Genomic DNA, 15,020 nt, shown 5'->3' with positions numbered 1-15,020 from the left:
CGGCAGCAGGCCCAAGCGTTAATTACAGCCGTTTTAAAGGATCGTGATTGCGCCGCCAGCGCCCACGCGCTGCCACGGCAGACCAAGTATTAAGGCCTGAAGTTGCTCGGTATCCAGTTTCATTTCAGAGCCATGACGAATGCCAGGCCAGTGAAACTTACCTTGGTTCAATCGGCGCGCCGCCAGCCATATTCCGAAGCCGTCATGCACCAGCACTTTCATGCGATTGGCGCGGCGATTGGCGAACAGATAAGCACAGTGCGGCTGCGCCGCACCGAACACAGCGATCACCCTGGCCAGTGCCGTCTCGGTACCGGCGCGCATGTCCATAGGTTCGGTGGCGAGCCAGATGGCGTCGATGCGGATCATCGCAAAAGGTCTCGAAGAAAGTTCGCGCAGACGGCAGCACTTTCAGTTGGCCAGCTCACTTTAACGGTGCCCCGAGGGTGCTGGATCTCAACACATATATTCGATGACGCTGCGTGCGAACTTGCTCCGGCCAACGGCATGGGTAATGGAATAAGTGCAGGTTGCAGCGCCGGGCTGTTCTGCGTTTGCAGGCGAATCCATTTGTGGACGAGGTTTGCATTGAGGCTATGGCTGAGCGCGATGCTGGCAATCGAAGCGCCGGGCTGGGCACACTCTTGAATGACCTGGGCTTTGAAGGACTTGGAATAGGAACGGCGTTTTGGCTGCATGAAATACCCGCTTAAAAGGCTAGAACTGCTGCCCACTTAAATTTAAGTGCACACCATGTCCTGGCTTTGCGGGGCTGGGTAGATGACTTGGCCGGACGCTTACGATTTATCTGGAAACCTATTACCAGGTTAACGTGTGGAAGGACGAGCGCTGGTTCAAAAGCGGCAAGATCAATGATTGGTTGGGGGAGGGTGGTGCGCTTCCGGCCTTTTTAGTTTCCGGCGCGGGGTGAACCTGCTGCGGCTATTAATCTTGCAGTGCCGTATACATCTCCACGTCATTGGAGTCTTTGTCGAGTAAGTTCACCAGCCAAACAAATTGTTTACCCGCCTCCTTTGAGCGTTCGGGCATTAGACCCAATTTGCGGTGCTTCCAGATGATGCCCCGCAGCAATGCCAGATCTGACTGGAGAACGGATCTGGCCTCTTTCAGTTTCAGCAATGCGCGCGCTTCCAGATCCTCCGTGAAAGGATTCGACGAATGCATGTAACGACTAGCGTTCTGGTAAATGCTGATCAAGTCACGATGTGTCTTCGGACCGATAGCGCCATATGGGACGTGCTTTGTATTGTCTGGACCCGCGATAGGTTCCCCAGCCGATTGTGGAAGAAAGTCGCTATTGACCTTTTTTAGACGCTCAAGAATTTCCGCTGCTTTCCAGTCGGTGGTGTAGTCGCCCTTATCCCTATCCCTTTTTTCCGCTTCCCGAACCCTTTGGGCTTGATAGTGCCTTCGGTCTGCAATCAAGGCCGAGAAGGCAATGAGTTCAACGATTCGCCTTACTTGAGCAAAAACACATTCATTGTCGATGTCGATATCACCTGACACAGGCATATCGGAGTTGAGGATGTGATCGGCGGCACGGAACCGTCTCTTGACCTCGATCATTTGAAGAACGTACTTCTCTCCTGAGACAAGGGAAGCGACCTCCTTCGCCAGTGCTTCACGTTCCTGTTCCGTCCCTCGAGCCTTTGCTTGTCCCATAGCTATAACTCCCTCTGATCTGCTCAGCATACTAAAACTAACCCGGCGCGCGCACTCGTCCCCCGCCACACCGGCGGGCTAAATGTGTCGTTTTTTCTGCACCGCTGCACCCCGACTCAACCGGGCCTAGTCTGGGCCTGTGCGCGCGTATGTAAGGCGGAAAAAAGCTGCATACACTTGCAAGAGCGGGGTAAATACAAGGACGCCTCATGGCAGAACCAGGTTGCGATTTCGAGCGGCGGCTCGGGAAAAGGGTTAGGTTTTTAGTCGGCAGCTTAAGAGCGGCTGGAGGGTCCGTATTTACTGGACTTGCGGGCTAACTTTGGAGGGTTAGTTATGGTTAGGTGAAGGGTTACCTAATTTATAAAATATTGATTTATAAGAATAATATTATTTAAATTTTTTACATCGATAAAGGTTAGGAAATAGCCTATCGCTAACCAAAAGCTTACCTAGAGCGGTCGCCGTAAAGCCGCTTCAGACATGACTTTCAGAGCGGTCTGTCAAAAACTAACCTTCCTAACCGTTTTCCGAGGGGTCAATATGAAAAGACTGAAATAGCTAAAAGGAGTAGGCAATCGCCCCTTTCCGTACTTATTTAGATATCGTCGGCAATCGAAAGGACGCTGTCAGTCTTCGTCTTTCGCCAGGGGCAACGCTGCATTCAGTCGCTCTATCAGCCAAGAGCAAGATCCCCACATCATCGTGGCGTCCTCATACCCCATCTCCCGATCCGACAGATGCACTGCGTCGTTTCGAACTTTGGACAGCTGTAGAAAGGTTGAATAGATCAGGGGGTCTACGACTCGTTCGTCGAGCAGCGTTCGCATTTTCACGACGGGGCTGACTTTCGCCGAAAACTCAATGCCCAGTTCGTTTACCAAGTTGTCTACGGCCGCTTCAACTTCAAGCCATGAATGCAGGATGGCTCCTCGTGGCGATAACGCAGCGAGTTGAAGAGCAACAGGAGTTGGGAGGGGAGCTTTTTCATCTCCAGAAGGTACTTGAGGTTTGCCCGGGAGACTGTCCTGGACTGCCTTCAACTCCTCGGTGAGGTCGACGTGAAACTCGCCGTATTTGAAGCTACGGATTTTGGGAATGAGCCCCAGGATAGGATTTTTTAGCAGGCAAACGACCGTTACAACTGCGGCCGGCCATGCGAGGGCGGACATCAGCGCCGAAACAAACTGCATCCAATCCATGGTCACACTCCAAAAGCGGGCTCTTGTTACGTGGCTTGTTACGTATTGCAGATAAACAAAAGGCCCGCATTGCTGCGAGCCTTTGTTTTGTATGGTGCCGGCACCAGGAGTCGAACCCGGGACCTACTGATTACAAGTCAGTTGCTCTACCAACTGAGCTATACCGGCGTGTTGGGCGACGATTATAGCGATTGGATTGGTTCTGTAAACCCCTGAATTCAGACTATTTTTGCGCAGGTGTCAGGTCAGGCGCGCAGCAGGGTTTTCTTGAGTTTCTGGATGGCTTGCCAGGTGCGGCTGTTTTGCATCGCGCGCAGCTGTGCTTCGGCCTGTTCGGCGCGTTGCAGGGCGGCGGCGAGTTGATGTTCGGCGTCGCCGATGGGGTGGCTGAAGTTGTGGCCTTTGCAGAACTGGAATTCGTCCAGGTTGCACGGCGGAATGTCGAAGGCGGGTTTGAGGTTCAGGTGCTCTTCGGCGAGGTAGTAGGTGTTGATGCCGTCGAACAGGATGGAGTGGTAGCCGGCACCGGTGACGAGGGTTTCCCAGGTCTGGTCGCGGTCCCACGGGGTTTCGATGAGGATGACCCACGGCCGCCACCGGGTGAAGTCCATGCCGCGCAGGACGGTTTCTTCGTGGCCTTCGACGTCGATTTTCAGGAAGTGGATCGGGCGGCCCTGGGCGTGTTCTTCGCAAATGGAGGTCAGGGTGCGGGACTGCACGGTTTGGCTGCGCACGTCCATGCCGGCGTCTTTGTGCATTTGCGCCATCGCCGGGTCGACGGTCGAGAGGCCGGTGCCGGCGATGCCGTAGAAAGTCAGGCTGTCGGCGCTTTCGCCGGCCACGCATTGCAGGTTGGTGTCTTTGGGCCGCTGCTGACACAAGGCGTTGTAATAGTTGGGCATCGGTTCGACGTTGATGCCGGTCCAGCCGTGGTCGTAGAACGCTTTGGTGACCGAGTCATGGGTCGGATCGTTGGCGCCAACGTCGATATAGAAGCCGTTCTCGACGGTTTTCAGGGCGCGCCAGAGGCGTATGTCTTCGAAGTTCTGTGCGTAGGAAATGAACGTCACTGTCGCATCCTGTCGGTCGAATTTTCTTGTTCATGGCCGCGCTGACGGCGTCCTTGCGTGTTTGTATAACAAGAGTCGAGTGGAGGTGCAATTTTCCCTGCGTGACGTCCGGGTTTAGGCGCTTATGTCCTTTGCATTGAATGCTTATGCACAACAGCGGCGGTGGCATTCTGCGCTCACTGGCGTTTTTGTGGACCTGTTCTCATTTGTTCGCAAATCCCTGTTTTTCAGGATTTTTTCGTGAGTGTACGAAAAATGAACAGTTGCGTTTCACCCCTGAAACAGCCGTGGATATTGGATCCATGATATTTTCATCAACAGAGTTATCCACAGGCTGTGGGTTTTACGGGCGTTCCGCCAAAAGCAGGAAATTACGCGGCGTGAGCGGTGTTTCGCAGAAGGTGCCGAGGCGGACGGTGTAACCCTGATCGGCAAGGAAAAGGGCGCGGTCGAGTACCAGCCAAAGCTCCAATGGGCGTCGGAAAAGACCGCGCAGCAGCTCCAGATTACGTACGTGCGCCAATCGCTGCCAGCCGGCGGCTTCGAGAGCGGACCACTCTTGCGAGCCGACTGTGGATAACTCTTTCAATGCGGCCAGATGGTGGCAGTACTCGGCGAAGGATTTGTCCAGCCAAGCGCTCGGCAGGGAAGGGGTGGGCAGGTATTCATCAACGCCGCGCAGTTGCCGTTGCAACAAGTCGAAACCCAGGCGCCGAGCCATAGAGGTGTCGCGCTGACGTCGCACGCGGGCGCCGGCGGTGACGGTTTCGCTCATGGGAAGGGCGAGATCGTCGAGGGACAGTTGCAGGCCGGATCGTAAACCGATTGAGGAAAGCGGCTGATAGGCCGAGTGATTGATCCGGTTATAACAGCACGGCGCGACAGCCAGTTGCTTGCAGCCTGTCGCGCTGGCGAGCTGGATCAACCGCACATGCAGATCACCGCAGGCATGCAGCGCCACCGGTGTCTGATCAACCTTCAATAAATGCGCGGCGCCAGGCGCGAGCACATCCTGTTCGACGTGCAGCGCCCGCAATTGATGACGCTGGCTGAGCGCCTGTCCGCTGGCCACCAGCGCCGGGTCATATTCCAGACAGGTCAGTTGTTGCCCGGTTTGCAGCAAACGCCGACCCAAGTGACCCTTGCCCGAACACCAATCCAGCCAATGCGTCGGCGGCGTCGCAAACGACAGACGACGGGCGAACGCCTCGATCTGTTGCCACTTGCGCCCCGGTACATCGACGTTCAGCCGATGCCCGGCCGCTTGCAGCGAATGCGTCGGCAACTCACCCACAGAACTCAACTCAAGCGACAACGCCGCCAATGAAGTAAACGGCTCCGGCGCATCCAGCAAACACGGTTGGTTATGGGCAAGTTCTGCGTTGTCCAGCGACCGTCCCCGTAGCCAAAGCGCCAACTCCGGGTAGGACGTTTCCCAAGGCAGGTGAAGATGCGTAAACGGACGAGGCTTCCACAGCGCTTGATGCTCGATCAGGAAAGCATCCAGCGCGGTGAAACGGGCGAGCAGGTCCTCGCCCGTCAGCACGCAGGCGTCAGCGCCCTTGGCAGGCATCGACGCGCAACCAGCGCTCCAGCAGCTTGAAGCCACGAACCAGCACGTAAGCCATCAACAGATAGAACAGGCCCGCGGCGAAGAAGATCTCCACCGGCAGATAGGTCCGGGCAATGATGGTGCGGGCCATGCCGGTCAGTTCCAGCAACGTCACGGTACTGGCCAGGGCGCTGGCCTTGAGCATCAGGATCACTTCGTTGCTGTAGGCCGGCAGGCCGATGCGCGCGGCGCGCGGCAGGATGATGTAGAACAGCGCCTTGGGCCGGGACATGCCCAGCGCTCGCGCGGCCTCGATCTCGCCAGGTGGAATCGCCTGGATCGCGCCGCGCAAGATCTCGGCGATGTAGGCCGCGGTGTGCAGGGTCATGGTCGCGGTGGCGCACCAGAACGGATCGCGCAGGTACGGCCACATCGAGCTGTTACGAACTGCATCAAACTGCGCCAGGCCGTAATAGACGAGGAACAACTGAACGAGCAACGGCGTGCCGCGGAAAAAGAAGATGTAGCCGTAGGGAAATGCCCGTACGTACCAGAGCCGCGACGAACGCGCGATGCCCAACGGAATCGCCAGCAGCAAACCGGCGATGACGGCGATGGCTACCAGTTCCAGGGTCAGCGTTGCGCCTTGGGCCAGTTTCGGCAGCCATTTGATGATGACTTCCCAGTTCATTGGGTGCTCCTCGCGAAGCCGCGAGCGGCACGTCGTTCCATCAAGTGCATGCCGCTCATGGCGAGCACGGTCAGGCCCAGGTACATGAACGCGGCCACCATATAGAAGGTGAACGGTTGCTTGGACACGGTCACGCCGATTTGCGCATGGCGCATGATTTCTTCCAGGCCAATGACCGACACCAGCGCGGTGTCTTTCATCAGGATCATGAACAGGTTGCCAAGACCGGGCAGGGCGATGCGCCACATCTGCGGCATGATCAGTTTGGTGAAAATGCGGAATTTCGACAGGCCCAGCGCCACACCGGCTTCACGGTGACCTTTGGGAATCGCCAAAATCGCGCCGCGAAACACTTCGGTGGCGTAGGCGCCGAAGCACAAGCCCAGGGCGATCACGCCAGCGGCAAAGGCATTGAGTTCAAGGTCGGGATTGCCGAAAAACTCGCCCAAGGCACGCATCAGGTTAACCGTGCCGAAATAGATCAACAGCACCCATAGCAATTCCGGGATACCGCGAACCAGTGTCGAATAAGTGCCGCCAAGCCATTGCAACGGCTTGTACGGGGATGTCTTGGCCAAGGCGCCGAGCAAACCGAGCACCAGCCCCAGACACAAGGCCGAGAGTGCCAGTTTCACAGTCATCAGCGCGCCAGCGGCGAGCGCCGGGCCGAATCCGTAGAGATCGATAGTCATGGGTTTCTTTTCAAATCGCGGCAGGCAATGCCATGGACTGGCGCCGTGAGTAAACGGCGCCGGCCCGGCAGGTCAGAATCAATAGATGCTGAACGGGAAGTACTTGTCGTTGATTTTCTTGTAGGTGCCATCCTCGACGATTTCTTTCAGGGCGAGGTTCAGCTTCGCGCGGATCGGGTCGCCTTTACGTACGGCGATACCGATCTTGTCGCTTTCTTCCACCGGGTCGCCTTTGAATTCGTAAGGCTTGCCGGCGTCGCTTTTCAGCCACTCGTAGTTGACGTATTTGTCCGCCAGGATGCCGTCGAGGCGACCGGAAGTCAGGTCGAGGTAGGCGTTTTCCTGGGTGTCATAGAGCTTGGTTTCAACGTCTGGCATGTTGTCTTCAAGCCAGGTGCCGGCCAGAGTCGCGCGCTGGGCGCCGATCACTTTGCCCTTCAGCGCATCTTTGTCGGTTTTGAAGTCGACGTCTTTCTTGGCGATGAATTGCAGCTTGTTCGAGTAATAGGGGTCGGTGAAGTCGACCGCTTGCTTGCGCTCGTCGGTGATCGACATCGAGGAGATCAGGAAGTCGAATTTCTTGGCGTTCAGGGCCGGGATGATGCCGTCCCAGTCAGAGGTGACCACGGTGCACTCGACTTTCATCTTGGCGCACAGGGCGTCGCCGATTTCCTTGTCGAAGCCGACGACATTGCCACTGGCATCTTTGTTGTTGAACGGCGGGTAGGCCGCTTCGATGCCCATCTTCAGGGTTTCGGCCATGGCACCGGCGCTGAACGCCAGGGCGACGGCGGCAGCCAGGAAGACTTTTTTGAAGTTCTGCATGCGGGTAGCTCCGTTAGCGGTTGCTGGACATGAATTGTTTGCAGCGCGCCGAAAGCGGGTTTTCGAACACCTGCTGTGGCGATCCTTGCTCTTCTACCAGGCCCTGGTGAAGGAACACCACTTCGCTGGACACCTGACGGGCAAAGCCCATTTCATGGGTAACCAGCAACATGGTGCGGCCTTCTTCAGCCAGTGCGCGGATGACATTAAGTACTTCCTGGACCATTTCCGGGTCAAGGGCGGAAGTCGGCTCGTCGAACAGAATCACCTTGGGTTGCATCGCCAACGTGCGGGCGATGGCCGCGCGTTGTTGCTGGCCGCCGGACAGTTGCGCCGGGTAGGCATGGCGTTTGTCGGCGATGCCGACTTTGGCCAGCAGGGCTTCGGCGACTTCAATGGCTTCGGCTTTGCTTTGACCGAGCACGCGACGCGGCGCTTCGATGATGTTGTCGAGCACGCTCATGTGCGGCCAGAGATTAAAGTTTTGAAATACAAAACCAATCTCGCTGCGCAGGCGGTTGATCTGCTTGCCGTCGGCCGCGACCAGTTCACCGTTTTTCGCGGCTTTGAGTTTGAGTTCTTCTCCGGCCACCAGGATCTGGCCCTGGTGCGGGTTTTCCAACAGGTTGATGCAACGCAGGAACGTGGACTTGCCAGAACCGGAAGAACCCAGGATCGAGATCACGTCGCCGTCGCGGGCGGTCAGCGAGATGCCTTTGAGCACCTCTAGCTGTCCGTAGCGTTTGTGCAAGTTGCGGATTTCAAGCGCGGGCGTGGCCTCAGCCATGTGCGTTCCTCATAGTGTTTCGCTCCTGCTGTTGGCGGCCTTCCTGGCGAGGCGGCCAAGCTAGCATAGCGTTTGAATGGCAGCCAACAGCGCTGCGGGCGGTAAACGGACGTGACGTGGCAGGTTGTCGCATCGCTACAGCAGACTGTCGCGCTGCTATCAACCGAACAGCCGTTTGAACCTGTTGCCCGGCGGGTGCCATGTAAAAAAGGGCGCGATGTTGCCAGCTTTGGCGGGGTGTTGGAAGCGCTAACCGGCCAAACGTTCCTGATCTGCACTTTTATTGTGCGCCGGGACTTTTCCAGGTGTGTTTCCGGTGCGCCTATTCGTTCTTGAAGTGAGTCGCAGGGTAACGCTTTGGCAAAGTGCCATTACTTTCAATGACTTGCGATGACTGTCCGGTCTGGATGTGATCGCCGCGGTAGAGGGCTTTGAAACATTTTGGCGCAATTATTGCGTGCAGAATCAAGAACGCCCCGTTGGTTTCTTTTTACGAGAAAGAGATTGATGCGGAATGCACGCAGTCGTTTTTCCTTACAAAGGTAGTTTCAATGAGCAGTACCCCAAGCTCCAATGGCCTCGAACAGGGGCTCAAACCGCGTCATGTGACCATGCTGTCGATCGCCGGGGTAATCGGCGCCGGCTTGTTCGTAGGCTCGGGTCACGCCATCGCTGCCGCAGGCCCGGCCGTGCTGTTGGCCTACGCCGCTGCTGGCATGCTGGTCGTGCTGGTGATGCGCATGCTCGGCGAAATGGCTGTTGCTTCGCCGGACACCGGCTCCTTCTCGACGTATGCCGATCGCGCGATCGGTCACTGGGCCGGTTTCACCATCGGCTGGTTGTACTGGTGGTTCTGGGTCTTGGTTATCCCGCTGGAAGCCAACGCCGCCGCGACCATCCTGCACGCCTGGTTTCCGAACGTGGCGATCTGGGCTTTCACGCTGATCATCACCCTGCTGCTGACCGTGACTAACCTGTTCAGCGTAAAGAACTACGGTGAGTTCGAATTCTGGTTCGCCCTGATCAAGGTCGTGGCCATCATCGGTTTCATCGTCCTCGGTGTTCTGGCGATCTTCGGCTTCTTGCCGAGCAGCCAGGTCAGCGGCGTTTCGCACCTGTTCGACACCCAGGGCTTCCTGCCAAACGGCATGGGCGCGGTACTGGGCGCGATCCTGACCACCATGTTCTCCTTCATGGGCACCGAGATCGTGACCATCGCGGCCGCGGAATCGAAGAACCCGGGCCAGCAAATCTCCAAGGCCACCAATTCGGTGATCTGGCGGATCGGCTTGTTCTACCTCGTATCGATCTTCATCGTTGTGGCCCTGGTGCCATGGAACGACCCGATCCTGGCCAGCGTTGGCTCCTACCAGACTGTGCTTGAGCGCATGGGCATCCCGAACGCCAAGCTGATCGTCGACATCGTGGTTCTGGTTGCGGTAACCAGCTGCCTGAACTCGGCGCTGTACACCGCCTCGCGCATGATGTTCTCCCTGGGCAAGCGCGGTGATGCGCCGGCCGTTTCCCAGCGCACCAACAAGAGCGGCACGCCGTACTGGGCCGTTATGCTGTCCACCGGTGCTGCGTTCCTCGCCGTGTTCGCCAACTACGTGGCCCCGGCCGCTGTGTTTGAATTCCTGCTGGCCAGCTCCGGCGCCATCGCGCTGCTGGTGTACCTGGTGATCGCCATTTCGCAACTGCGTATGCGCAAACAGCGCATGGCGCGCGGTGAAAAAATCGCCTTCAGCATGTGGCTGTTTCCTGGCCTGACCTACGCGGTGATCATTTTCATCGTGGCAGCCCTGACCATCATGTTGTTCCAGGAGGCGCATCGCGTAGAAATTCTCGCCACCGGCCTGCTGGCGCTGTTGGTGGTCGCGGCGGGCGTGCTGGTAGCTCGCCGTCGTCACAATGAGAAGCTGGGCGCAGCGTTGGCGCGCTGAGTGGATCTAACTCAAGCCGTTTGTTGTTGAAGCATCGAAACGACCGCCATCAGAGATGATCGCGGTCGTTTTTTTGCTTTCATTCAGGTGCTTTGCTGCCTGATTGTTGGTTTGAAGGTTGCAAAAAACGGCCGCTGTCAGTGATGACGAGCGGCCGTTTTTTGTTTCTGCCAATCGCGTTTACTCGCTCTTTTCTTCCTGCGCATCCAGCGCCTGACGATAGCTGTCCAGGGCATGACCGAAGTCGGTGATGAACTGCGGATCGGTCAGCCAGGCTTGAGCCGTTTCCCGGTCCATGCCATCAGCCCACATGCGATAGTCGAGTAGCATGTCGGCGGCCAAGTGGGTGGCGGCCATGGCTTCGTTGTCGGCGTTTTCCATGTCCAGCAAGTCTGGATGGTCGCTGATGATGCCCGCGAGGTCCGACAGCAGGACCTGAAGCATGTCGCTGCGGCTGGTGGCTTCGGCGTCGTGCATCTTGCTGAACATCGCCAGCGTGTATTCCGGGATCGGCTCGCCGATTTCGTCCGGCTCATCGTCCAGCGCGGCAGGTTTGCGGCCGTGGATGTTGATTTGCTTGGCTTTGGCCTTTGCGCGCTTGGCGCGTTTCTGTTGCTTGTTCAGGGATGCCATGGGAGCTCAGTTTGTTTTCTGTTGGGTTTGCGCGGCGATGATATCGGACGCTGCGACATAATCAGCCTGGAAGGCTGGTGATTCGATCCACGCCAGGGCGCCGGCCTCGTCGACTTCGGTCGACCATTGGCGGTACTCGATCAGTGCGGCGAGGATGAAGTCCATCGCGCCTTCTTCGCCTTCCTGCTCATAGACCAGTTCCAGTAGCGGGTCTTCCAGGAAGGCTATGCACATCGCTTGCTGATTGGTCTTTTCGGCGTCGATCATTTTCTTGAACAGCTCGGTCAGGTCCACCGATTCGAAGTCGATGCGATCATCGTTCGGGTCCAGCTCGACCGGTGCGGCAGCCCGTTGGGTGCGGTTTTGCTTGGCCTTGGCTTTGGCGCGGGTGGCGCGTTTGTGCTGCTTGTTGGCGGAGGCCATGGACGTCTTTCCATCATTCGTTGGGAGGGCTCAGCTGCGCGGGACTTGCCGCCCGGGTGTGTCGGGGGCCAGTTCGGCGTTTTGCAGCCAGTACAATGCAATGGGCCATAGTGTGGCTTGGTATGCGCTGCGAAAAAAGGCGAAATGTCCGACTTCTTTTTCGTCGATGTCTTGCGGGGTGATTCGCAGATGAGTGCGGATGCTGTGAGTGAAGTAGTCGAGCAGGCGTTCGATGGCAGAAATCGTACCGTATGGATCGTCGCTGACGCTGATCGCGAGGATGTTTGCGCTGACGCGTTCGAAGGGTAATCGACCGGTTTCGCTATGCAGGCGCCGGCCGCTGGGGCGTGTTTCAAAGCGGTCGGTGGGCGTGCTCCAGTCGCGAACAACGCCGGCGGGTGTGTCTTCCAGCCAGCCGAGGCGCTTGCCGGGGAAGTAGCCGTGGAACATCGTCATCAACGGCATCAGCACATGCCACTTGCTGAACATGCGCCAGCGATGGGCGGGCGCATAGTCGCGCCAGTAAGCGAATTGCGCGCCGACCGTCACCATCCGTCGAATGACATGCCCGGACGCTCCCAGGCCTGCTGCACAGCCACCAAAGCTGTGGCCGACGACATCGATGGGCTGACCGGGGAATTCGCGCTCAGCGCGCTTGAGCATCGCTTCAAAGTCCAGCTCGCCCCAGTCGGTCCATGACGCATCGAGATTTTTGAGCGAGGCGGGACGAGAGTCGCCGATGCCCCGGTAGTCGTAGGTGATGACATCGAATCCGTTGGCGAACAGGTAATCGGCAAAGCGTGAGTAATGGCGGCAGCGAACCGAGGTTGCGGCGTTGATGATCACGACGGGGCGGGCCGGGTCTGGCGAACTGTGCTGCCAGGTGAAGCCACCGAGGATGAAGCCGTCTGCGGCGGACTCCGTGAAGGGGGCGCCGGGCAGGGTGGCAGGCAATGGTCGCTCGATCTGAGCAGGCGCCAGTGCAGGCGTGTCCTTGAAATTCATCGGTGACGTACCTTTGCGCGTAGGTGCCAACGATAGTCTTGGTGGTGCGGGTGGGCAATCCGCCCATTTTTATCGGCGCTTCCGATTGAGCAGCGCCTGTTCCCGATCCAGCTCCAAACGAAGTTACTCTTCACTCGGTGAGACCCGTTTGTACTTGCTGGCGAACCGTTGCTCATTGCCCTCTGGCGCGGAGTAACGCATCACTGATTCAATCCTTCTGTGCGCAAAGAATGACGCCGACAGTGGGCCATCCTCTGGTCCGCGTTTGAGATCGAAGATGACAAAGCATTTGAGCAGGTCCCATACCCAGCTCTACGAGCCGCCTCCTGCTCGAACTCGACAAGACGCCGCCCGATCTGCCAACAGGTTTGCACTTGGGCCGTATCGACCGCTCACAGCACTTTAAGGTATGCCTGGCGGGATACATCCTGTAGTCCTATTCGCAGCGCGACCCAGCACTAATCGATATAGAACTTGGGTGTCCCCTCAGAAATCTAAAAGGAGTAACGATAGGGTTCTGCAGAACCCGGGAGTCGCCATCATGAAATACGTCCATTCATTGATGTTGCCCATCGCTGCTGTTGGTGTGTTGATGTTTCCTGCCATGGCTTTCGCAACGCCTCCAGGACCTGTCGACACCGCCGGTGTGCAGATTCAGCCAGAACAACAGAATGGAATCAGCTACTTGTCAGGAGGCATTGGCCTGGATGAGGCACGCTTCGTTCAGCAATCTCATGGGTACAACTTGCACATGAGTTTCTCAGCCGGCCCTGCGAACGAATATCTGCCCGACGTGAGTGTGATCGTGCAGAACGCGCAAGGTCATTCTGTGTTCAGCCTGGATCAGGCCGGACCCTTGGTGTATGTGCAGCTTCCACCTGGAAAGTACACGGTAGTCACAACACGTAACGGCCAGGAACGGCGCAATACCGTGGATATCGGAAACGGCCCTGCCCGTGACCTGAACCTTCACTGGACCGGCCAACAATATGCGGGTTCATAACCTCAAAAATGCAATCACACAAAAAACCGCAGGAAGCGGTTTTTTGTAGGTGTCTGACGTGGCCGCCAATTCAGTAGGGAGAGGCAACGCTGAGCGCGAACGCCGTGCCTCATCAAATCCCAGGCATAAAAAAACCCTGAATCTTGCGATTCAGGGTTTTCGGTATTTGGTGCCAGAGACGGAATCGAAGTTTTCTCTGTGGGCGCCTGTTTAAAAGGGTTTTGCTGGTGTTGCTTGTTTGTTAGGCCCCCAAAAAGGCCCCCAAAACGAAAAGTGCCTTCGAATCGGCTAGAGCTAATGCTTGGTTATGTCTAGTTTCGGTTTCGCTCGAGAAAGTACTGCTTGTGCCAATAAGGGTATCGTCCCCAAGCCAAAAAGCTACCTGTCACCACCTCCAGCATTGCCTGCTTGCGCCGTATCTATCGGGGGGAGTTCCTTAACCTTATCGTTGTATCAACTCAGCATGTGCCAATCCCGCCACAGGCATCCGAACCGCCCAAGGGAATCGTTTGGGATCGCTTTGCTCATACTGGTTAACTTCGATAAGAGGAAGATTACGTTTGTCGTAAAGCGTACCCAATCGTAGCGTGAGACTCGCGGGTGCCGCCAGAAACAGGGAGATTTCGGTGACACCTTGTTGAGCCAGAGACATAACAGTATCTAGGAATTGCTGCGCGAGCTGCTGTTGCTTCGTCTCGGACCAGTGCGAACTGGTGTTGCGCCCTTCCAACTGCAATTTGATGATTGGAGCGTCAGTTTCAACAATACGTACATCAGCCTCAAGGACATCGTATGAAGCAGATACGCAAAGCGCCACTCGCTTCACCGCCGCGTTGGCAGCATCCAGCCCTGTAACAATGAAACGTTTTCCATCATCTTCATCTGCAAGCGCGCGCCACGCATGCTGTGTCCGATCCCAGTCCATGATGAGCGTTCTGGACTCATCATCGACAATCACGCCGAGTAGAAAAAGAAATGGTACCGGAGCGAGCCCACCGAGCACGAAGGAGATATCCGACCTGTCCAACCCATCACAACGTCGGGCGATATCATCGGGCAGACTAGCAAGGCGGCGTACCGCCGCATCAGGGCTGACGATTTGGCCATCTACTATCCCTTGCCTTAGATCGATTACCACCTGTTCGCGCCGCCCTGGTATTGAGGAAGGAGCTGCCGATGCCAATGGCTGCCCCTGCCAATCTCTCAACCCTCTCGCCTCAATGACAATGGCTTTCTTGCGACTCTCCTGGCGGATGTCGCGAATGATCAGGAAGAACCCCAATAAGACAATGAAGCTTGCGATGACGAACACTCCCCAACTTAGCGCGCCAGTACTGCCAGCCGAATCCCAACTGAAAATAAAGGGCCCACTGGATGTGGGTATAGTTACACCGACCGTGAGCCCTATAAGAACAAACCCAAAGAGTGGTACCCCAATTTTTACCAGTGTTACACCCGCTGATCGTCGCCTGAAGATCCAGTCAATTAATGACCGCAAGAAATAGTTCATC

16 protein-coding genes, 1 tRNA gene and 1 pseudogene are annotated in these 15,020 nt (G+C 56.9%); 2 read left to right on the top strand and 16 right to left on the bottom strand.

Annotated elements, in window-relative coordinates; all coding sequences use genetic code 11:
- Window positions 1-33: 33 nt before the first annotated feature.
- The 11 genes from tnpB to NL116_RS30615 form a co-directional block, all read right to left on the bottom strand.
- Window positions 34-369 carry an IS66 family insertion sequence element accessory protein TnpB gene (gene tnpB / locus NL116_RS30665; protein WP_494375306.1) on the bottom strand — a complete coding sequence of 112 codons (336 nt, stop codon included), beginning with the start codon at window positions 367-369 and terminating at the stop codon, window positions 34-36.
- Window positions 366-698 (bottom strand): IS66-like element accessory protein TnpA, encoded by a 333-nt coding sequence (tnpA, locus tag NL116_RS30660; protein WP_494375305.1) that lies wholly within the window; start codon window positions 696-698, stop codon window positions 366-368. Before tnpA ends, tnpB begins: the two co-directional genes overlap by 4 nt.
- A 247-nt stretch (window positions 699-945) precedes the next feature.
- Window positions 946-1,683 carry a hypothetical protein gene (locus NL116_RS30655; protein ID WP_494375304.1) on the bottom strand — a complete coding sequence of 246 codons (738 nt, stop codon included), beginning with the start codon at window positions 1,681-1,683 and terminating at the stop codon, window positions 946-948.
- A gap of 629 nt (window positions 1,684-2,312) precedes the next feature.
- A complete protein-coding gene (locus tag NL116_RS30650) occupies window positions 2,313-2,885 on the bottom strand; it encodes a hypothetical protein (protein ID WP_494375303.1) in 573 nt (190 codons plus the stop codon).
- A 92-nt stretch (window positions 2,886-2,977) separates the two neighbouring features.
- Window positions 2,978-3,053: transfer RNA gene (locus NL116_RS30645), tRNA-Thr, on the bottom strand.
- Window positions 3,054-3,130: 77 nt separating this feature from the next.
- Window positions 3,131-3,955, bottom strand: coding sequence for an FkbM family methyltransferase (locus NL116_RS30640; RefSeq protein WP_494375302.1), 825 nt, complete (start codon window positions 3,953-3,955; stop codon window positions 3,131-3,133).
- A 343-nt stretch (window positions 3,956-4,298) separates the two neighbouring features.
- Window positions 4,299-5,528, bottom strand: coding sequence for a methyltransferase (locus NL116_RS30635; protein WP_494375301.1), 1,230 nt, complete (start codon window positions 5,526-5,528; stop codon window positions 4,299-4,301).
- Complete coding sequence (locus tag NL116_RS30630) at window positions 5,509-6,198, bottom strand: ABC transporter permease (RefSeq protein WP_494375300.1); 690 nt, start codon at window positions 6,196-6,198, stop codon at window positions 5,509-5,511. The genes NL116_RS30635 and NL116_RS30630 overlap by 20 nt, the downstream gene beginning before the upstream one ends.
- Complete coding sequence (locus NL116_RS30625) at window positions 6,195-6,890, bottom strand: ABC transporter permease (RefSeq protein WP_027922191.1); 696 nt, start codon at window positions 6,888-6,890, stop codon at window positions 6,195-6,197. The genes NL116_RS30630 and NL116_RS30625 overlap by 4 nt, the downstream gene beginning before the upstream one ends.
- A 78-nt stretch (window positions 6,891-6,968) precedes the next feature.
- Window positions 6,969-7,715: an ABC transporter substrate-binding protein gene (locus NL116_RS30620; RefSeq protein ID WP_494375299.1), complete on the bottom strand. Its 747-nt coding sequence runs from the start codon at window positions 7,713-7,715 to the stop codon at window positions 6,969-6,971.
- Window positions 7,716-7,728: 13 nt separating this feature from the next.
- Window positions 7,729-8,502, bottom strand: coding sequence for an ABC transporter ATP-binding protein (locus tag NL116_RS30615; RefSeq protein ID WP_007897462.1), 774 nt, complete (start codon window positions 8,500-8,502; stop codon window positions 7,729-7,731).
- A 551-nt stretch (window positions 8,503-9,053) separates the two neighbouring features.
- On the opposite strand from NL116_RS30615, the gene gabP reads away from it, so the two are divergent.
- The gene (gene gabP / locus NL116_RS30610) at window positions 9,054-10,445 is read left to right on the top strand and encodes a GABA permease (RefSeq protein WP_494375298.1); all 1,392 of its coding nucleotides are present in this window, start codon (window positions 9,054-9,056) and stop codon (window positions 10,443-10,445) included.
- Window positions 10,446-10,625: 180 nt separating this feature from the next.
- Here the strand turns inward: gabP and NL116_RS30605 are convergent, their stop codons facing one another.
- The 4 genes and pseudogenes from NL116_RS30605 to NL116_RS30590 all read right to left on the bottom strand — a co-directional run.
- Entirely contained in the window at window positions 10,626-11,078 is a 453-nt protein-coding gene (locus tag NL116_RS30605) for a hypothetical protein (RefSeq protein ID WP_494375297.1), read from the bottom strand.
- Window positions 11,079-11,084: 6 nt separating this feature from the next.
- On the bottom strand, window positions 11,085-11,501 hold the full coding sequence (locus NL116_RS30600; RefSeq protein WP_494375296.1) for a hypothetical protein: 417 nt from the start codon (window positions 11,499-11,501) through the stop codon (window positions 11,085-11,087).
- Between the two features lie 30 nt (window positions 11,502-11,531).
- Window positions 11,532-12,506 (bottom strand): alpha/beta hydrolase family protein, encoded by a 975-nt coding sequence (locus tag NL116_RS30595; RefSeq protein ID WP_494375295.1) that lies wholly within the window; start codon window positions 12,504-12,506, stop codon window positions 11,532-11,534.
- Between the two features lie 126 nt (window positions 12,507-12,632).
- Window positions 12,633-12,803, bottom strand: a pseudogene (locus tag NL116_RS30590) (PDDEXK nuclease domain-containing protein); the annotation flags it as partial.
- Between the two features lie 244 nt (window positions 12,804-13,047).
- Here NL116_RS30590 and NL116_RS30585 point away from each other — a divergent pair.
- Window positions 13,048-13,509, top strand: a complete 462-nt coding sequence (locus tag NL116_RS30585) for a carboxypeptidase regulatory-like domain-containing protein (protein ID WP_494375294.1) — start codon at window positions 13,048-13,050, stop codon at window positions 13,507-13,509.
- 442 nt (window positions 13,510-13,951) lie between these two features.
- On the opposite strand, the gene NL116_RS30580 is transcribed toward NL116_RS30585, so the two are convergent.
- Entirely contained in the window at window positions 13,952-15,019 is a 1,068-nt protein-coding gene (locus tag NL116_RS30580; RefSeq protein ID WP_494375293.1) for an SAVED domain-containing protein, read from the bottom strand.
- Window position 15,020: the final 1 nt, after the last annotated feature.

Source organism: Pseudomonas sp. FBCC-B1667 (assembly GCF_059133255.1).
This window is presented reverse-complemented; position numbering and strand designations above follow the sequence as displayed.